The organism is Methanosarcina barkeri MS, assembly GCF_000970025.1.
Taxonomy (GTDB): domain Archaea; phylum Halobacteriota; class Methanosarcinia; order Methanosarcinales; family Methanosarcinaceae; genus Methanosarcina; species Methanosarcina barkeri.
In genome coordinates, this window is sequence record NZ_CP009528.1 from 3,853,625 (window position 1) to 3,871,755 (window position 18,131).

Here is an 18,131-nt window from a genome sequence, read left to right on the forward strand (position 1 = left end):
GGCGCCAATACATTACCAGAGTCGACTATCAGGAACAGCACTATAAGTATAATAAAGTAACTGACGGAAATACTACTGCAGCCTGATTTTTTACCTCTTGCTATTTGAAACCTGAAAGATAATACCTCTCAGGCATTCAGAGCATTTTCAACCATTTTAGGGTAAGTAAGCTCTATAATAGTTTTCAGATTAACTGTATCTTCTCTGTTGTATTTAATAAGTGTATCCAGAGCTTCACGATCTCCTTTCTCATATTTTTTCCAGAGCCTCACGGCATCAAAACCTGTTATGCCCTCAGTACCGTCGCTTCGGGTGATCCCGAGTAGTTTTTCAATGTTTTTTAAACCTCCACTGTACCCTATTCGCCTTAAGGGGTACATAAGGTCTATATGGAGCTGATTGAACTCAATTTCGGGAAATTCGGATTTTATGAAAGGTAAATCAAAACGGGCACCATTGAAGGATACAAGTAGCCTGTATTTTGAGAACTCTTCTACAATGTCATCAAGGTTAATATCTTTTATATACGTTTTTGATTCTTTTCCGTTGTAGATTCCCACAATAGTTATTTCATCTCGGGACTTAGAAAGTCCCGTTGTTTCGATGTCTACAAATGCAGCAGAATCGGAAAATAAGGAATATGCCCTCCAGTGCTCGGCAGAAGGAAGGCATTGTGAGAAAAAACAATGATCTTTTGCTGCAAGGTGCTCAGAAGATATCCTCACCCCTTCACAAATTCTGGCCTTTCGTGATGAAGGTATAGAGATCCGGTCTTCCATTTCAAGAAATTCTTTCCAAGTATGTATACCTTGAGCCCAGATTTTTCGTTCAAGGCCCTTTCCTACACCCGGAATATGAATGTATGTATTATTCAGCATATTTCCCCTGAACCAATTGGGGGTAATATTTAATAAAAATACTGCATGAAACTGGAAGTGTTCTAAAGAGAAAAACAACAAATTCAAGAACTAGATATAGTATAAAGTGCGAACACAGATATAACAATAGTGGCTGAAAGATGATAAAGAGTCACGTTACAGGATAAATTTTTAAAGATGGAAAGTCCAAAACTATTCAAAATAAATTATATAATATAGGTGTGCAGTTAATGGCTAAAATTTCCGTGATTGGTGCAGGAAACGTAGGGGCAACTACAGTCCAGCGACTAGCTGAACTTGAACTTGGCGAAATTGTCATGACGGATATTGTGGAAGGACTACCGCAAGGAAAAGCCCTCGACCTTATGCAAGCAGGGGCAATAAAAGGTTATGATACGTCAATAATTGGGACCAATGATTATGCAGAGATCGTAGACTCTGATCTTGTAATAATTACAGCAGGGATTGCAAGAAAACCCGGAATGACTAGGGAAGATCTGATTAAAACAAATTCTAAAATAATAGCAGAGGTTTCCAGAAATATTGCAAAGTATGCTCCGGACTCCGTAGTAATTAATGTCACAAATCCACTTGACATTATAACGTACATAGCTATGAAATCAACAGGATTTGAGACAAAGAAAGTATTCGGAATGAGCGGAGTTCTGGATTCGGGACGTTTTGCAAGCTTTATTGCAGAAGAACTGAAGTGCTCGAAAAAAGATGTTCAGGCAATGGTTATAGGTGGTCATGGAGATCTGATGGTGCCTCTTCCTCAATATACAACAGTGTCAGGAGTTCCACTCACGGACCTGCTTCCAGAGGACAGAATTGCCAAGCTGGTAGAGAGGACAGTAAACGGAGGAGCAGAGATCGTAGAGCTCCTTAAACAGGGCAGTGCTTTTTACGCACCTTCAGCGGCTATTGTCTCAATGGCGGAAGCCGTTATTAAAAATTCGAGGAGAATTTTGCCTGCTTCGTCTTATCTTGAAGGACAGTACGGGCAGGAAGGTATTTACTTCGGTGTACCCGTAAAGCTTGGGGCATCAGGAGTAGAAGAAATCCTTGAACTCAAGCTAGAAGAAAGCCAGTACGAGATTCTCAGAAAATCCTCAGAAACTATTCGAAACACGATTTCACAGCTAGAAGTATAAAGAAATAAACTGGAATAAGAGATAAACTGAGATTCAAAGGGGATTAATCAGAATAAAAAGAAAGGTTATATAAAAGACTGAAGAGTTCTGATCACAGGTAACCCAAAAATTTACCTGTGAGCCAGAAAAATTCTCAAAAAGGTATCTTCTCATTCTGGACAGTTGCAGGAAAAAGGTAAGTAAGCTGTAGCCTTTGAGTAAACAAGAGTAAAAACAGCTTAACACTTTTAGAACTCCCTCTTCTTAGTTCAAACATCGGACAAAGAATTTAACAAAACGAGACCATTTTTATCTCTCGCTAGTTAAAATAAGGGGATTTATTATAATAATGATTAAGATTCCATTTTACCTGAAAATGTGAGATAAAACTAGAGATGACATAAGTTAGCAAAACTGTAAGATATATAAGTATGTTTTTCATATAAGATTAGGATAAAGATTTAAATTAATTTACAAAGCAGGGATATGATGCGCGCAGAACTTACATCACTTTTTGGTTTAAACGTGTACACAAACGCTGGTGTTTATGTAGGGAAGTTGCAGGATCTCGTAATTGATATAGAAGATCAGAAAATTACCGGGCTTGCTATTTCGGATATCAATAGGGAACTTTTTGACCTGACTACCAGGGGCGTAATTATTCCTTACAGATGGGTTATAACGGCAGCAGATATCATAATAGTAAGAGATGTTATCCAGAGATACAAAAAGCGAAAAGAAGATTAAGTTAATCTGAAAAGTACATGAAAGACCGGGAAATTTATGCTGAGATGCGCTGTATCCCTCCGGTGGTTGTGCGCGCGGACGGCAGGAATTTTAAAAATACACTTAGGGGCCTGGGCTTTGGAAAACCCTATGACCAAACTTTCGCCAGGGTAATGGCGGATACTGCTGAACTTTTTATTAAGAAAAGTGGTTTAAGCCCTCTCTTTGCTTACACTTTTTCGGATGAAGTTAGTTTTCTCTTTATGGAACTTCCCTTTGAGGGAAGAGTAGAAAAAATTGATTCTGTCACGGCAAGCTTTCTGGGAAGTGCACTTACGATAAATTTGCAACTTGAAAAACCTGTGGCTTTTGATTCTAGAATAGTAGTTCTTCAAAAAGAGGAGATTCCTGCGTATTTTCACTGGAGGCAACTTGAAGCCTGGCGCAATTTTGTGTCAGCCTGGGGATATTATACGTTGAGGGATGAAGGAATAAGTAAGGTTGAGGCTTCGAAATGTCTCAGAGGAAAAAAAGAATGGGAAATCCATGAAATGCTTTTTGAGAGAGGAATCAATCTTTCAACTCTTCCTGCCTGGCAGAGGAGAGGAGTTATTATTTCAAAAGAAGAATACGAAATATCTGGCTTTAATCCCATACTTGACAAAGAGACAAAATCTCTGCGTAGAAGGGTCACTCAAAACTGGGAAATCCCGAATTTTAAATCTGAAGAAGGCATGGCATTTTTACAGAAACTTATTAATAGGAATTAAGGTTTTGAGAATAAGAAAATAAAAGGAATGTAGAGGCAATGGACAGACTCGACCTTATAAAAAGAAATGTTCAGGAAATCGTAACTGAAGGAGAACTTGAAGAGCTTCTTAACAAAAAAAAAGCTCCACGTGCCTACGTCGGATACGAACCTAGTGGAAAAATCCATATGGGTCATGTTCTTACAGTAAATAAACTAATTGATCTCCAAAAAGCCGGATTCGAAATTACTGTCCTGCTTGCGGACGTGCATGCTTATCTTAATAGGAAAGGTACGCTTGAAGAAGTCCGAAAGATTGCAGACTATAACAAGCGCTGCTTTATTGCCCTCGGGCTTGACAAAGAAAAAACTAATTTTGTTTATGGGTCTGACTATCAGCTTGGAGCAGAGTACATGTTAAATGTTCTCAAACTTTCAAGGTCAGTGACTCTGAATAGGGCTCGCAGGAGCATGGATGAAGTCGGGCGTGCTATGGATGACCCAACCGTTTCTCAGATGGTATATCCACTGATGCAGGCTATTGATATTGCTCTGCTCGGAGTTGATATCGCAGTTGGAGGTATTGACCAGAGAAAAATCCATATGCTTGCACGTGAAAACCTAAAGAATCTAGGATTCGAAACCCCAATCTGCATTCATACTCCAATTCTTCTGGGATTAGATGGAACCAAGATGGCTTCATCAAAGGAGAATTTTATTTCGGTGGATGACACTGAAGAAGAGATCTATAAAAAGCTTAAGAAAGCGTACTGTAAGATCGGAGACACGGAAGAAAACCCAATTCTCGCTCTTTTCCGCTACCATATATTTCCTAGATACGAAACTGTTGTCATAGAGAGACCTGAGAAATTCGGTGGAAATATAACATATGTGAGTTACGAAGAAATGGAAAATGCTTTTGCAGCAGAAAGTGTTCATCCAATGGATCTGAAAAATTCAGCCGCAAAGTATATAAATGAGATTCTGGACCCTGTCAGGAAAGTTCTGCTTTAAATTATGGGATGGCCGGGCTCTTCTCGGCCACTTCAGAGAAAAAATAAGAATAGAACCTTTATCCAAAGTATAAGATATAGGTTCACGTAAAACTTGTTGCTTAAAATAAGGTACTTATTTTAGAAATGAAAGAAGCTTCTGGATAAAATGTTATATAGCTATAGATCATAGAATATTTAAAGGGTCGTCTAGCTATTCAGGGTGCTTTTATGAAATATATTTACCAGGACTCTACGGAACTGCCTGTACAGCGGGATTTCATTGAGGATCTGAGAACTTTTTTAGATATAACTTCCCGAGTAATCCCTCTGGAAAACTCCATAATAGAAATAAAGTGCAAGCAGAAAGAAACGCTTCATGAACTGAAGAGTAGAATAGAAGGAATGAATTATTTTGAAGAGAAGCTTGAGACTTTACTCAGAAAATTGGTAAATGAAGTTGATATAGAGGACATTATACCCTGCACTAACGCAATCCTGCAAACATGCAGCGAGAATCTCGGGAAAAGAAGAGAAATCCTCAAAGCTGAGTATACAAAAATAGAAGATGGTACTCCAGAGGATTATAAAAAAGTTGAAGAAGATATACTTGAAGTTCTTAGCAGGTTTTTAATCACAGGAGTTTACGGAGCTGAAAAGAGATTTGAACTTTCCATCAATACAAATAGCATTTCAGGAGAAATGGAAGGTTGGGTCTCGGGTTTGCAGTATCATTACACACTCACTTTTACAGAAGAGACTCTGACAGTAGAAAAACTACTTGGAAGCTTAAGCCTGCCAGGATGGACGCGGGCAGGCATCCTGAGAAAAGAAGAAAAAATAAAAATGCAGAACCTTTCCGAATTTCTTGTAACTTTTCTAGAGTATGACACTCAGAAAAACATACGTATAGCCCTGGAAAACAAAAAAGCAAACAGGAAATTCAGAATTGAAGGCGGAGATCACAGATATTTTGTATATGAAGATGATAAGGAAATCACCTCGGATAAAGAGCTTGGGGATTTCATTGATATGGAAAATCTGGCAAGAATTCCTGAAAAAATTCAGGCTTATTTCATGGCAAATATCCGCACCTACAACCTTTCAAAAGTCCTCCTTGACGAAGAGGATGCCATTTCTACCAATCAGATCTTCGATTGCCTGAAAGTTATTGCAGAGCAGTATGGAGTAATCGTACAGGAATGCCTGGCAAAAGGACACAATAAAGAAGAGATAACCATCAAAATGGAAAAAGCTGATGGCACACGGACTGAGAAATATATAACAAAGACTGAAATCTACACCCAACTGGCAGAGGTCGGAAGTGAAGGCATTGAGATTGCTGGAATACTTGGTGTTGATAGCAGAACTCAAATAAAAGATAAAAAATACCTGATTGTCTAAAACTTTTCTTGCACTTTATTTTTAGAGATAGGACTTACGCACTTGAGGACCAAAATCAATTACGTCAAAGATTGTGGATTAAAGTCATGCTTTAGACATTTAACGGTTTAATACTGCTGATTCTTCAGTTCAACTACGTAAGTCCTAATCTATTAGACTTCAAAATGCAAGTAAGTTTGCAGATTCAATAACAGTAGAAGATTGTGAGGTTGACGGCTTTTATCCCCCACCTACCAGATAGGATTTATCCGATATTTCGAGGAAGGGGACTTCCAGCCTTATTGTTAAATCTCTTAGGAGTTACGCAGTTGGCTCCTAGCATATTGTTTTTTCCAAACTTTCAAATATTTGAATTAATTTAACGTGTATTGGGGATTCCTTAAGTATTCTGTCACTGCCACTCTTCTAATTTTCATAGCACTTTCAAACCAGGATATTCCACTTTTGATTCTTTGTAATTCCAGTCTAAGAAAAGCTCTTAATGAGAACATTATATGTGCTCTTTGTGATTCTTCCTTTCTTGCCTGACATTTTTCGACACCACAGAACTGTTTTATTCCCCTATGATATTCCTCAATTTTCCATGACTTCTTTGCCAAATCTTCACGTTTTGCTTCATCCATCTCTTGCACATCTGTAACCCAGTGTTGCGTGTCTCCATTTTTTGAAACTATCCTAAACACCTTTACAAATCCATATGCTTTGAGGTGAACCACACGTCCTTTTGGAGGAATATCTACTGTTTCAAGTGGCACATTTCCCTTGTTGTCAGGATTTACCAAACGATTATTTTTCAATCTTGTAAGGAAATGCCACTCTTTCTGTCTAATGGCTTTAAGGTTTTTCACACTTGCATACCATGTATCAAATAAAACGAATTTGGGATTAAAACCACGTTCTTCGGCCTTGTCAAGCATATCACGGAAATGGTCATTCTTTGTTTTGTCGTCTACATCGATGTTATAAATTCGAAAATCGATAGGTATAAACGGTTGTACCGTCAGTCCAAACTAAGGTAACCAGGCCTATTCCCTTTACAGTACGATGATGTTTTCCACTCCACATACGACGAACAAAAGCAATTTCTTCTGCGTATGGTTTATCTAATGTTGAATCATCAACAATTAGGTATCCTCCTTAAGCTTGACATAACTTTTTACTTCCTCCCATAGTGCTTCCGTGTCTGGAGGTTGCCTTTGAAGGCAACGAGTAAAAGCATCATGAGAAGGAGCATTAGCTATGTCTGGATAACATCTAGCAGCTTCAGTACAGCTAAAAACGTTAGAAGCCGCAATGAGAAAATTAATGTAGTCAATGTCGGTACACTTAGGTGGATTTATGTCCATAACTCCGTACGTTTTTAGAGAAACACTAAGCCATAAGTATATTTATAAAGATATCAAGTTTTCGGCATTTTAACTGCGTAAGTCCTAAGAATATTTCCTAGATAGAGTTTTCAATATGAAATGATAATATATTTTTCGAGAATATATTTTTTAGAATATAATGAATTTAAGGAACAACAGCAAGCAAAACTGTTGTCAGAATCCTTCCGTTTCTCTTACTTTGGGGGGTAAGAATAATGGCAGAAATGGAAATCGATGTTAGAGGGCAGACTTGCCCGGTTCCGCTGGTAGAGTGCAGAAAAGCCTTAAAGAAAGCTGCTCCAGGGGATCTTGTTATTGTGAAGGGGACACATCCGGCGTCAAAAAAGGAAATTCCTATGGCCTGCGAAGCAATGGGGCTCAAAGTGCTGGAGATTGAAGATAAGGAAGGAGGCAAAGAGTGGGAGATAAAAATCCGGAGATAAGCCGGAAGAGGAATGAAAATGGGGGAAAAGACTGTCATTATCCTGCATAGCGGCGATATGGATAAAGTATACAGCGCACTTATAATTGCAAACGGAGCGCTGGCAATGGGTATGGAAGCCTCCATATACTTTACCTTCTGGGGGCTAATGCGCTTGAAGAAAGGAGAGCTTGATAAGGGGCCACTCTCCAAAATGAATATGCTGGGGCTTGGCAGGCAGATGATTAAACAAAGAATGAATAAAGCCAATGTTGCTTCACTTGAAAGACTGATGAATGATTTCAAGGAACTTGGCGGAAAAATAATCGCCTGTGAGATGACCATGGAAATTATGGGCTTGAGTAAAGAGGAGCTTCGAACGGAATGGATAGATGAATGGGGAGCTGTAGGTTCGTATATTCAGGAAGCACGGGACGCAAACGTAACGCTCTTTATTTAAAACTCTAATAAGTTATAAAATTTGAGTTTAGAGTTTAAATTGCCACGATAATGCGAATTTTTCCATGATTTGACCGATTTAAATGTATTATACTCAGATAACAACTATCTAGGAAAAAAATATCCAGAAAAGAATATCCAGAAAAAAATATCCAGAAAAAAATATTCAGGGGATTATTGCCCCGGAAATTTATCGGATTAAAAGCCCAGGGTACTGAAAAATCTGAGATTTAACTGTAAAATCCAAAATTTGGTTATTTTAATGGGGGGAGAATAAATATTTGAGAATGTAAAATATCTTGACAATGCCGCATGCACACGATTGGATGAGCGGGTACTCGAAGTAATGAAACCTTATTTTTTTGACACCTATGCAGTTGCAACATCGGAATTTGGCTATTCTATGGGTATTGACGCAAAAGAAGCACTCGAAAGGTCCCGTGAAAGCATAGCTTCAAAGCTCGATGCAAACTCGGAAGAGCTGATCTTTACTTCAGGGTCCACTGAGTCAAGTAACACCGCACTTAAAGGTGTTGCCATGACTTTTAAAGAAAAGAAAGGAAAACATGTTGTCGTCTCGAAAATAGAAGATTTTCCTGTGCTGAATACAGCAAAAGCTCTCGAGAGACAGGGGTTTAGTGTTACTTACCTGGATGTTGATGCTGAAGGTTTTGTAGATCTCGAAGGGCTTAAAAATGCAATTACAAAGGAAACGGTTCTTGTCTCACTTCAACAGGGGAACCAAGAAATAGGAACAGTGCAGGATTTGAAAGCTATCTCGGAAATATGTGAAGAAAAAGAAGTGATCCTGCACACGGATGCTACTCATAGCTTTACTCGGCTACCTCTCAATGTAGAGGAACTACCTGTAGACCTGATCACAATGTCAGCCCATACCATCCATGGCCCAAGAGGAATAGGTGCGCTTTACATCAGGAAAGATACCCCAATAACCAAACTCATGGATGGAGGTTTCCAGGAGTTTAACCTGAGGGCAGGAGTCGAAAATATCCCATCAGCCGTCGGTTTTGCAAAAGCTGTAGAGCTCGTAACCGAAGAGGAAAACAGAAGACTCAAAGCAATGAGAGATCGCGTAATTGATAAAGCCCTCTCCGAGATTCCGGACGTTACTCTTAATGGAAGCTGGGAAAAACGCCTGCCTCAGAACGCAAACCTGACTTTCCACTACGTAGAAGGTGAATCCGTAACTTTGCATATGGATATGAGAGGTTTTGCAGTAAGCACGGGTTCAGCCTGTTTTAGCCGCTCTCTTGAAGCCAGCCATGTAATCCGGGGTATAGGAGGAGATCACGAGAGAGCGCATGGCTCAGTACGCTTTACCTTTGGGCGCTATAATCAAATTGGGGATGCTGATGCAGCAATCGAAGCAATGAGTGAGATAGTGGCAAGGCTCAGGGAAATAAGCCCACTTGCAAGGAAATGAATGGAAAAAGGTAGAAAAAATAGTAAGAGAAAGCAGAATCCAGGCGATCACATAAGTCAATCAGAGAAGAGGATAAGAGAATACAGGAAGAAAAGAAGATCAGAGAAAGTTACAAAAATATAAGGTGAGACAATGAAGTTTCCTTACAGCCAAAAAGTACTGGAGCATTTCAAGAACCCTCACAATGTGGGAAAGATCGAGAACCCTGACGGGAAAGGCCTTGAAGGAAGCCCGGCTTGCGGAGACATGGTAGCGGTTTACATTAAGGTCAATCCTGATACCAAGATTATTGAAGATATAAAATTCGAATCTTATGGCTGCGCCTCAAACATTGCTACTGGCTCGGTTATTACAGATATTGCGAAAGGAAAGACCCTTGATGAGGCGAAGAAAATAACATGGAAACAGGCTTCAGAAGAACTTGGAGGGCTCCCTCCGATCAAAGCCCACTGCTCAGTGCTTGCAGTTGAGGGCCTGCGGGCCGCAATCAAAGACTATGAAGAAAAACACGGGCTTATAACCGAGAAAGAGCCTACCACCGAAAAAGTAATCCAGAGCAGGCTAAAGCACGTTATGAACCCCCTGACCGGCCTTGACATAATTCGTACAAACCTTATCCTGAAAACGAGCGTGGAAGATGGAGTTGTGAGGGTGGTTGTAGACCTGCCTGCAAATCATCAGTTTGCTCCAGCAATAAAAGAGGATATTATAGAAAAATTGGGGTCTTTATGGGATGTTGAAAGAGTTGATGTAGTGTTTACGGCCTGACTTTTAGATGGAATCAAATTCAATACGAAGGGAGGAGAGTATTTTCCCTTCTCAAATGATTTTAGTTTAAATAAGTCCGTGGAATATGTTCCTTATTTTCGGATTCCAATGCTGGCTTTGTATTCTCAGAATTAGTCCAAGATAGTCAATTGTGTGTTGAGATACGAAAAAATATGATAATGAAAGTACAAAAACCAAATGGCTCATGAATAAATTGAAAAATAGATAAATTTCATAAGGTAGACAAAGATGAAGGTACGGACTTTGACCTTTCCTTATAATACATGAAAAGTTCCTCTCCCCATTTTAAAGCCTGAGGTTCAAAGGCAATTAAAAATCGGGTTGTCACTCTCCCTTTTTTGTCAAGTAAAGAGAGGAAAAAGATCTTATCAGTTACAATCAATGATATGGGGTTTAAGTCACCTTCGTATACCATAAAATCAGAAACTTTGCTGCGAAAGACCTTTTTTATTTCTTTCTTATATTCGATCAGAGCTTTGTTAATTATGGGATTGCTTGTTTTTAAAAGTGGAATATCGGAATTATATTCGGTCTGGAAAGCCTCTAGAACTTTCTCTGTAACAATTGTTGTAGCTTCGGTGTCCTTTTGAAGATACTCAAAAAGAAGTAAAAGAGAAAAAGGATGAACTATCGAAATAAAAGACATTATACTCCTGGAACTCATTAAATTTGTCATAACCTCTTCTGGAAGCTGGAAAACGTTTGAGAAATCCTGTTCTATAATTTTGACGTGACCCAGTTCTCCGATTTTGTTAAGAATGTAGGAAGGAATAGGGCTTACGTCGTGGTCAGACCAGAAATCCAGATTTTCTTCATATACTGAAAGCGTATTCAGGAAAAACTCTGCATTCGAGGCAATCACTGCACCCATATCTGAGAGGGAGTATATTCCATTATCTTCGAGAACAAGGCCCCAATCAGTTAATTTTTTAATTTGGGGAGTGATTGATTTCCAGGGAAAATCAAGCACATCTTTGATATCCTCGCTGCTTTTTGGGCCTTCTTCTTTAAGGAGTAAAAGAAGAGTCTTTCTCTTTTCAGAAAGGAAAATAGTATCCAGAAGCGAAGATTTGGTTTCTACTCTGGTATGTGCTTTCGATTTCATATTACCTAATAATACTCTTGAAGGGATTATATAAATTCAATGAAAAGTTCTTATATTCAAGAGAAAAAACAGCAGTCTGGCTATATTCATTTATCTCTTTTAAAAAATAAATAATAATTGAAGTGCCAAAAGACTAGCATTTTTCAATTCATTTTAGAATAGCCAGTTTAGAATAGCCAGTTTAGAATAGCCAGTTTAGAATAGCCAGTTTAGAATAGCCAGTTTAGAATGGCCAGTCTAAAATAACCAAGACCTTTTGCTTATCCCAAAATGGTTTGCCTGACAAAAGCCTCTGGATTATTCATATCACATGAATAAAAATCACACCGTTTTGGCTATATGAAATGCATAGCAAAGTTTAGAATGGTAATTCCAAAAAGGAGTTCGATACAAAGCTGGAAAACTGGAGGTTTTAAGACGGAAGACCGTAATAAATCTATAATCTTTGCCCTGCTAATAGTGGCGCTTCTTATTACGTCGACAGGGTTTGCAGCGGCAAAAGAAGCAACAATAGTTGTAAAAAGTGCTGATACCCCTGATAACAGGGTAGTTATTTTCAGTGCCTTTTCACCCGAGAAAATTGATATACACTCCGGTGAAAGTGTTACCTGGATTAACTTCAAGAAACCAAAAGCCCCAGTAGTGCTTGTAAGCGCTGACGAGCTTTGGGAAGAGACAACATTGAACTATGGAAAAGCCTTTTCCTTTACTTTTGAAAACCCAGGGACCTATTCTTTTACCCTTAAAGATAACCCTGATATAAAAGGAACAGTAACCGTACTTGCTGGTGAATCACAGAACGCAAGTTCAGAAAACTCTGTGGGAACAACAGTCACCGCAGAAAAAGCGCAGGTTCAGTCAAACCCAAACTCCTCTATGAAAAATCTAGAGGTCAAGAATAAAGAAAACGTCGAGAATAAAGAAAACGTCAAGAATAAGGAAAAGATAGCAATATATTCAACGACACTTACTCCAAATCTCATAGAAATTGAAAAAGGAAGCACAGTTTCGTGGGTAAACTACAAAAGACCAAAAGGATCTTCAGTGCTTGTGAGTGAGGATGGTTTGTGGGAAAAACAAACTATTAACTACGGAAAAGCGTTTTCATATACGTTTGAAGATTCAGGAACTTACACATTCAGTCTGGAAGGAGTTACAGAAGCAAAAGCTACTGTAGTAGTAAAGTAAGAATAATAGATTTAACAAAAAAGTTGGAAAAGTTCAGATTAAACTTTGTAAGGAGGAACCTTCCCCAGAGGGTTCAGTTTCTCCTCCTTAAAGCGTTCAAGAAGGATTTGATAAGTTGTCCCGTGGACAGTTGAATTTACCCTTTCTAACCATACATGGACCTGGACGTTCAGGTCTTCGAGAGATGTAGACCTTTCTTCCAAGGAAGAAATCCCTCTTGACGTACCCCACCTTATTTTTAATTTTGCTTTTTGTTTGAGGCCTGTAAGGCCTATATAACCTGGGAATAAAACCAAAGCATTTGAAGAAATCCTCAAACTGTGAGTTCCATTCAGAATCCGAAACTTTCAAGGTTCTTTTGATAACAACCTGTTTCATGTTATCGTAGAGGATCTCCTGTGGTAAATCCTCCAAAATACTCAAAAGCATTTAGATGATACTGAATAAGAGTAGGAGTGTCTATGCTCAGTGTAAATTCAACATAGCTCATTCCGGAATATCCAAGAATAATGTTGAAGCAATAGAGTTTTTTCATTTTTCCATCAACTTCAATTGTTCCTAAATCTTCCAGTCAACCTGAGCCTGAACACCTGGTTTTGTTTCATAACGAAGTACATCAGGGACTCCAGTTTGGGTCGGACTTTTTGTACGAAGCCCTTGACTATGGTTTTTCTTCCATCAAACCCCATTTCTTTGATTTCCCTATAAAAACGGGCAGCAGTATAGAGCCCGTCTTTGAGTTTTTTAAGAATATAAGGTTTGAAGGATCAAAAACACAAAAGCCAAATATCAAAAAAGATTGATACGATAACATTTAAACGGTTATAATTTAAAGAGGATCTGCCGACTATTAGGTTGAAACAAAAGTCTCTCATATATTTGAGGAGATTCTAATATGGAACTAAAAAACAAGATTGAGACCATAATAAAGAACACTGTAGCAAATTCAGATACTGAAACAAGATATCGTGAGCCTATTATAGGTTTTGCTTCTACTACCGATCCTATTTTTATGGAAATTAAACAAATCGTAGGTTTTCATCACTTAAATCCAAAAGAAATCTTTCCTGAAGCAAAGACCGTTGTTGCTTTCTTCTTGCCATTTGATAAAGAACTTGTGAAACAGAACTTGAAATCAGGTGTGGTAAAGGAATCTATTCAGGCTAGCCTAGATACTTCTCACCTTATCGGAGAAATCAATGAAAGAATCAAAACTGAACTTGCAAAAGATGGTGTCACAGCAATTGTACCTAAAGCGATTTTCGATTATAAGAATAAGGGTTTTAATGTTTCATGGTCTCACAAGAGCGCCGCTTATGCTGCCGGAATTGGAACATTCGGAGTTAACCAAATGTTGATTACGAAATCTGGATGTGCAGGTCGAATTGGCTCTCTTCTGATTTCTGCCGAAATACCCCCTACTCCACGTCCAAAAGAAGAGTTCTGTAGACACAAAAGAGGAGAAAAATGCCTTGTATGTGTGGATAGATGTCAATCCGGTGCTCTTAGTTCAAATGGGTTTGATAAAGAAAAATGCTTCATGCAGCTTCAAGAAGATATAAAAGCTTACCCTGAACTTAATCAACATGGCTGTGGGAAGTGCACCACTGGTCCCTGCACCCTAGATCCTGCTGAGTTAGAAGAGGATTCTGTAAAGTCTTTGACAACTAATATCATATAACTCAAAGGTGATAGAGTTAAAAAATAATGAGAGTCGCCTATTCAAAGAAAGTTTATTCATTGAGCCTATTCCAAAACGCAAAATTGCTTCTCTGAATATCGTATTTTGGATTATCAATAAGAGCTTCTTATCCTGAAAAATAATTTTGAAACTCTTACTGATGTGAGACTAAAATTGGTTTTGGGATGAGCTCATTTAGTAGTTGAAGACTTTGCAGAAACCTGGAAATTACTTTGCTATTATTTCATTTAGCATGGCATGATACACCAGTGAACCATACTTTTCGATAGGCTCTAAAATATTATTCACATTATTAGGCTCAAATGTACGCACTGAGAACCTGCAAATGTTCCTGGTTAGTTGCGTACTTCGGCTCCTTGAGCGATGTACATTTATCAAGGGAAGTTTCTCCGCTCATGAGTTTTATGGCAAAAGTATAACAGCTCTGTTCGCCGCATTTACCGCAATTGGTCTGAGGCAGGTATTTGTAAAGCTCCATGGGTTCGACCCTGACCTTTTCCCGAGGAGCCGGAGCAACACCCTTTGCAATAGCCTCATTGATGATACTTCTAAGACTTTCAAGCGCTTCTCTGGCCTCTGACTCATTTTTAATCATTGTCATGGTAACTTTTCCAGTACCGTAAACCGTTGTAAGCACTTCTCCTTTTTGCATTATCAGGGCGTTAATCTTGTCCGAGTATCTACCTCTGGGAAAGAGAGGTTCAAGAACTTTGAGGGTTCCACCAAGCGGGGGAGTCATATTTGCAATTACCCTGAATTTTGAGGAGTCTGCTATACAGGGTAAAAGCTGCCGGATTTCCGCAATTTCCACAGGTTTTGCCTGAGAGAGATCGGTGTTTTTTTGAGTATCTTTTTCTTCCTTGCCCTTCAGAAAATTTCTGCCGTATTCACTTAATCTGACTGTTCCATCTCCTAATTCAATCAGGTTTGCCTGTTGCAGAAGCTTGAGATGGAAGTCGAGCATTGTCTTTCCTGCGGCTTCTGCGACTTCTTCGGTACTTCTATCGCCATCTACAAGAAAGTTCATAATCTTCCTTCGGGTGGCATTAGACATAGCATTATTTACAAGTTTTATCTCATTCGGATTTCCAGGCATTTCTACACCCTTGTTATTCTATCGAATATAATTTCTCAAGATGTAACCATTATTTTTCCTGATAGCTACCACTATAAGACCACATTTTTTTCTCAAAAATGAAGTTAGTTCTTCGGATTATATAGAGTCTTCTAATCAATATGAAACTTACTTCATAAGAACATGGGAGCTGGATATCAAAAAAGATTGATATGAGATTTTAGAAAGATTCCAGAAACCGACATTTTAATATTTATCAACTATACACCTATCAATTATTCTTGATACTCATCATGCATGTTTTTAAAACTTGAATCTCAATATCGATTTATCATTTTTACAGAATACAATTGATTAAGTAAGGAGACAAGGAATTGAAAAAAGAAAAAGATACATTGCCAAAAGAAACTACAAAGAATCCAGAAGATGACGAAGAAGACCTGCTGTACACACATAAGCATGAAGATCGGGGAAACACTATGCACTGGAATAATGCTTTTTGCAGGAGACCAGGTCATTGAGATTGACACATGAACTGCCAGTAAAAGTGTAAGAAACAGGCTGCTTAATTTTAAAATACAGCTGCTTATAAGGCAAATTACCTGTAAGATAAATTACCTGAAAGTTAAATTGCCTGTAAAGATAAATTGCCTAAAAGGTAAATTGTCTGCAACTTTACAGTTTGAAGTAATTAAATTATAGCAGACCTTATTTGAAATTTTTAAATTATACTGCAAATCACAAATTTATATAGTTATTAAGTAGGAGAGGATTTCAATGTCATTTTTGGATGAAATGTTACCTGAAACTGCGGAAGCTTTTGGACAGATGAGAAATTCCATATTCAAAGATGGTTATCTGGATCTTAAAACCAAAGAACTTATAGCCATTGCCTCCTCTGTCCTTATGCGTTGTCAGTTTTGCGTTGATACACATTCGCAAAGAGCGATTGCTGCAGGAGCCACAAAGGAGGAAATTGCCGAAACGATTTCAGTAGCTATGTTTGTTGCTGCAGGCACACAGATAGGGTGGACAAACGTATACAAAGAAAATATATACGACAAAATCTTTGAAAAGGATAAGGGAGAAGAAGAGAAAGATAAGGAAGAAGACTGTTGTTGCTGCTGTAAGGACTAAAAACCCAGTATTTTGTTTTTTTCAGGTTTCTTTTATTTCAGGTATCTATTAGATTTTTTATTTGGACTTTTTATTTAGATTTTTTATTTGGACTTTTTATTTAGATTTTTTATTTGGACTTTTTATTTGTATTTTTTCTTCTGCAGTTGCGAGATAATGTTAAAAACGTTTCTAAACTGGGGGTTTAATTTGTAAAAATGGATTTTGGGATAGGTTCAATGAGTATTTATTGAACGAAATAAACCTTATTGAACGAAATAAACCTGAATTTTCTGATAACAACTCAATTTTTTAGCTAGATCCGTCTGTTAATTCCGGTTCACACTTTCGATGTTTTTCTTCATTTGTGTTATCTGGTAAAATATTTATATCATATACAATACTTGAATATATCAATATATTTTGATAATTGGAACCTTTTTTATACACACAAAGAAAGACCTGGAACTATATCAAGGACATGAATAACTCGAATAAAAGAGAAGGCGATACCTGTGGATGCAAGTGAAAAAAAGCAAGTAATTAAAGAGAAATACGGAAAGATAGCAATGGTAGGTGGGTCCTGTTGTTCGAGTGGATGTTGTGGCGATTCGAGTGCGACAGACCTGTCAAAATCCATTGGTTATTCTGACAATGATATCAACGCTGTTCCAGACGCAAATCTGGGTCTTGGTTGTGGAAACCCAACAGCTTTTGCAGAATTAAAACCAAGCGATGTTGTACTAGATCTCGGCTCAGGCGCAGGATTTGACTGTTTCCTTGCTGCACAGAAGGTAGGGAAATCAGGAAAGGTTATTGGAGTTGATATGACTCAGGCTATGGTCGAAAAGGCAAAAGCAAATTCCCAGAAATACGGTTATACCAATGTCGAATTTCGTCTGGGAGATATAGAAGCTCTTCCGGTTGAGAGCGAATCAGTGGATGTTATTATCAGTAATTGCGTGATCAATCTTGCTCCAGATAAAGAAAAAGTTTTTAAAGAAGCCTTTAGAGTTTTGAAACCAGAAGGCGCAATGTATATTTCGGATATGGTTCTTCTGGCCGAGCTTCCCGAAAACCTGAAAAATGACAAAGACTTGCTCACAGGCTGCCTTGCAGGTGCCTTGCTTAAGGAAGAGTATCTTGGGCTTTTAAAAAGAGCCGGATTTTTAGTTGAAGTTTTGAATGAAGATCTGGATATAAGCAAAAGACAATATAATGAGTTGCCTGCAGAGAGCTTAAAACTTAAAGCCTGGAAATAAAAAAATTTCTACTTTTTTTTACTTTATAGATTGTAACTTTGGAGAAAACCATTTAACATGAAAAATTACTAAAAGGAGCTTTTACATGGCATGGCCTATAACTTCTGGCGATTATGTAGTAGGAGACCCAAAATCTCCTGTGGCAGTAGTAACCCTTGCTTCTGACTATCGAAACTTGAATTTAAAAAACTACGCCATCTGCGGAACCTGTTTTACGGAAAATTTTGGAATTGAGAAGATAATACGCACTTTCCGCAGTAAAATTTCTGGATTTTATATTTTCGAATCATACATTTACTTTTTATAAAATCTCATCCAATTT

At 38.2% G+C, this 18,131-nt stretch carries 18 protein-coding genes and 2 pseudogenes; 15 read left to right on the forward strand and 5 right to left on the reverse strand.

Annotated elements, in window-relative coordinates:
* Positions 1-128 precede the first annotated feature (128 nt).
* Positions 129-878 carry a ribonuclease H-like domain-containing protein gene (locus MSBRM_RS15595; RefSeq protein WP_048121715.1) on the reverse strand — a complete coding sequence of 250 codons (750 nt, stop codon included), beginning with the start codon at positions 876-878 and terminating at the stop codon, positions 129-131.
* Between the two features lie 230 nt (positions 879-1,108).
* Between MSBRM_RS15595 and mdh the strand changes: the two genes are divergently transcribed.
* The 5 genes from mdh to MSBRM_RS15620 all read left to right on the forward strand — a co-directional run bounded on the left by mdh (position 1,109) and on the right by MSBRM_RS15620 (position 5,881).
* Positions 1,109-2,032 (forward strand): malate dehydrogenase, encoded by a 924-nt coding sequence (gene mdh, locus MSBRM_RS15600; RefSeq protein ID WP_048121717.1) that lies wholly within the window; start codon positions 1,109-1,111, stop codon positions 2,030-2,032.
* A gap of 468 nt (positions 2,033-2,500) precedes the next feature.
* Complete coding sequence (locus MSBRM_RS15605; protein WP_011306735.1) at positions 2,501-2,758, forward strand: PRC-barrel domain-containing protein; 258 nt, start codon at positions 2,501-2,503, stop codon at positions 2,756-2,758.
* Positions 2,759-2,775: 17 nt separating this feature from the next.
* Positions 2,776-3,507, forward strand: a complete 732-nt coding sequence (locus MSBRM_RS15610; protein ID WP_048121718.1) for a tRNA(His) guanylyltransferase Thg1 family protein — start codon at positions 2,776-2,778, stop codon at positions 3,505-3,507.
* A 38-nt stretch (positions 3,508-3,545) separates the two neighbouring features.
* Positions 3,546-4,499, forward strand: a complete 954-nt coding sequence (locus MSBRM_RS15615) for a tyrosine--tRNA ligase (RefSeq protein ID WP_048121720.1) — start codon at positions 3,546-3,548, stop codon at positions 4,497-4,499.
* Between the two features lie 209 nt (positions 4,500-4,708).
* Entirely contained in the window at positions 4,709-5,881 is a 1,173-nt protein-coding gene (locus MSBRM_RS15620; RefSeq protein WP_048121722.1) for a hypothetical protein, read from the forward strand.
* 353 nt (positions 5,882-6,234) lie between these two features.
* On the opposite strand, the pseudogene MSBRM_RS15625 reads toward MSBRM_RS15620, so the two are convergent.
* Positions 6,235-7,227 (reverse strand): annotated as a pseudogene (locus tag MSBRM_RS15625) (IS701 family transposase).
* A 236-nt stretch (positions 7,228-7,463) separates the two neighbouring features.
* On the opposite strand from MSBRM_RS15625, the gene MSBRM_RS15630 reads away from it, so the two are divergent.
* The 5 genes from MSBRM_RS15630 to MSBRM_RS15645 all read left to right on the forward strand — a co-directional run bounded on the left by MSBRM_RS15630 (position 7,464) and on the right by MSBRM_RS15645 (position 10,340).
* A complete protein-coding gene (locus tag MSBRM_RS15630) occupies positions 7,464-7,691 on the forward strand; it encodes a sulfurtransferase TusA family protein (RefSeq protein WP_048121729.1) in 228 nt (75 codons plus the stop codon).
* Positions 7,692-7,709: 18 nt separating this feature from the next.
* Entirely contained in the window at positions 7,710-8,129 is a 420-nt protein-coding gene (locus MSBRM_RS15635; protein ID WP_011306726.1) for a DsrE/DsrF/DrsH-like family protein, read from the forward strand.
* A gap of 276 nt (positions 8,130-8,405) precedes the next feature.
* Positions 8,406-9,572: a cysteine desulfurase family protein gene (locus MSBRM_RS15640; protein ID WP_080943716.1), complete on the forward strand. Its 1,167-nt coding sequence runs from the start codon at positions 8,406-8,408 to the stop codon at positions 9,570-9,572.
* On the forward strand, positions 9,573-9,695 hold the full coding sequence (locus MSBRM_RS21805; protein WP_255361902.1) for a hypothetical protein: 123 nt from the start codon (positions 9,573-9,575) through the stop codon (positions 9,693-9,695).
* A gap of 9 nt (positions 9,696-9,704) precedes the next feature.
* Positions 9,705-10,340 carry an iron-sulfur cluster assembly scaffold protein gene (locus tag MSBRM_RS15645; RefSeq protein WP_048121734.1) on the forward strand — a complete coding sequence of 212 codons (636 nt, stop codon included), beginning with the start codon at positions 9,705-9,707 and terminating at the stop codon, positions 10,338-10,340.
* A 232-nt stretch (positions 10,341-10,572) separates the two neighbouring features.
* On the opposite strand, the gene MSBRM_RS15650 is transcribed toward MSBRM_RS15645, so the two are convergent.
* Positions 10,573-11,466, reverse strand: coding sequence for a helix-turn-helix transcriptional regulator (locus MSBRM_RS15650; protein WP_048156236.1), 894 nt, complete (start codon positions 11,464-11,466; stop codon positions 10,573-10,575).
* A gap of 363 nt (positions 11,467-11,829) precedes the next feature.
* Between MSBRM_RS15650 and MSBRM_RS15655 the strand changes: the two genes are divergently transcribed.
* A complete protein-coding gene (locus MSBRM_RS15655) occupies positions 11,830-12,654 on the forward strand; it encodes a cupredoxin domain-containing protein (RefSeq protein ID WP_230668927.1) in 825 nt (274 codons plus the stop codon).
* Between the two features lie 41 nt (positions 12,655-12,695).
* Here the strand turns inward: MSBRM_RS15655 and istA are convergent.
* A pseudogene (gene istA, locus MSBRM_RS19740) lies at positions 12,696-13,418 on the reverse strand (IS21 family transposase); the annotation flags it as partial.
* Between the two features lie 131 nt (positions 13,419-13,549).
* On the opposite strand from istA, the gene MSBRM_RS15665 reads away from it, so the two are divergent.
* On the forward strand, positions 13,550-14,335 hold the full coding sequence (locus tag MSBRM_RS15665; RefSeq protein ID WP_048121739.1) for an epoxyqueuosine reductase: 786 nt from the start codon (positions 13,550-13,552) through the stop codon (positions 14,333-14,335).
* A 319-nt stretch (positions 14,336-14,654) separates the two neighbouring features.
* Here MSBRM_RS15665 and MSBRM_RS15670 read toward each other — a convergent pair whose 3' ends face one another.
* The gene (locus MSBRM_RS15670; protein ID WP_048121741.1) at positions 14,655-15,452 is read right to left on the reverse strand and encodes a (Fe-S)-binding protein; all 798 of its coding nucleotides are present in this window, start codon (positions 15,450-15,452) and stop codon (positions 14,655-14,657) included.
* Positions 15,453-16,208: 756 nt separating this feature from the next.
* Here MSBRM_RS15670 and MSBRM_RS15675 point away from each other — a divergent pair.
* From MSBRM_RS15675 to MSBRM_RS15685, 3 genes are all read left to right on the forward strand, one after another.
* Positions 16,209-16,568 (forward strand): carboxymuconolactone decarboxylase family protein, encoded by a 360-nt coding sequence (locus tag MSBRM_RS15675; protein WP_048156242.1) that lies wholly within the window; start codon positions 16,209-16,211, stop codon positions 16,566-16,568.
* A 494-nt stretch (positions 16,569-17,062) separates the two neighbouring features.
* Positions 17,063-17,809, forward strand: a complete 747-nt coding sequence (locus MSBRM_RS15680; protein WP_048156245.1) for an arsenite methyltransferase — start codon at positions 17,063-17,065, stop codon at positions 17,807-17,809.
* A 64-nt stretch (positions 17,810-17,873) separates the two neighbouring features.
* Positions 17,874-18,116, forward strand: a complete 243-nt coding sequence (locus tag MSBRM_RS15685; protein WP_268989060.1) for a hypothetical protein — start codon at positions 17,874-17,876, stop codon at positions 18,114-18,116.
* Positions 18,117-18,131: the final 15 nt, after the last annotated feature.

What these genes read in the sequence shown, in the direction of transcription:
- MSBRM_RS15630 (WP_048121729.1), top strand. Translation starts at nt 7,464, where the DNA reads ATGGCAGAAATGGAAATCGATGTTAGAGGGCAGACTTGCCCGGTTCCG.
- MSBRM_RS15670 (WP_048121741.1), bottom strand. Translation starts at nt 15,452, where the DNA reads ATGCCTGGAAATCCGAATGAGATAAAACTTGTAAATAATGCTATGTCT.
- MSBRM_RS15620 (WP_048121722.1), top strand. Translation starts at nt 4,709, where the DNA reads ATGAAATATATTTACCAGGACTCTACGGAACTGCCTGTACAGCGGGAT.
- MSBRM_RS15650 (WP_048156236.1), bottom strand. Translation starts at nt 11,466, where the DNA reads ATGAAATCGAAAGCACATACCAGAGTAGAAACCAAATCTTCGCTTCTG.
- MSBRM_RS15675 (WP_048156242.1), top strand. Translation starts at nt 16,209, where the DNA reads ATGTCATTTTTGGATGAAATGTTACCTGAAACTGCGGAAGCTTTTGGA.
- MSBRM_RS15635 (WP_011306726.1), top strand. Translation starts at nt 7,710, where the DNA reads ATGGGGGAAAAGACTGTCATTATCCTGCATAGCGGCGATATGGATAAA.
- MSBRM_RS15645 (WP_048121734.1), top strand. Translation starts at nt 9,705, where the DNA reads ATGAAGTTTCCTTACAGCCAAAAAGTACTGGAGCATTTCAAGAACCCT.
- MSBRM_RS15605 (WP_011306735.1), top strand. Translation starts at nt 2,501, where the DNA reads ATGCGCGCAGAACTTACATCACTTTTTGGTTTAAACGTGTACACAAAC.
- MSBRM_RS21805 (WP_255361902.1), top strand. Translation starts at nt 9,573, where the DNA reads ATGGAAAAAGGTAGAAAAAATAGTAAGAGAAAGCAGAATCCAGGCGAT.
- MSBRM_RS15610 (WP_048121718.1), top strand. Translation starts at nt 2,776, where the DNA reads ATGAAAGACCGGGAAATTTATGCTGAGATGCGCTGTATCCCTCCGGTG.
- MSBRM_RS15615 (WP_048121720.1), top strand. Translation starts at nt 3,546, where the DNA reads ATGGACAGACTCGACCTTATAAAAAGAAATGTTCAGGAAATCGTAACT.
- MSBRM_RS15655 (WP_230668927.1), top strand. Translation starts at nt 11,830, where the DNA reads ATGGTAATTCCAAAAAGGAGTTCGATACAAAGCTGGAAAACTGGAGGT.
- MSBRM_RS15665 (WP_048121739.1), top strand. Translation starts at nt 13,550, where the DNA reads ATGGAACTAAAAAACAAGATTGAGACCATAATAAAGAACACTGTAGCA.
- MSBRM_RS15595 (WP_048121715.1), bottom strand. Translation starts at nt 878, where the DNA reads ATGCTGAATAATACATACATTCATATTCCGGGTGTAGGAAAGGGCCTT.
- mdh (WP_048121717.1), top strand. Translation starts at nt 1,109, where the DNA reads ATGGCTAAAATTTCCGTGATTGGTGCAGGAAACGTAGGGGCAACTACA.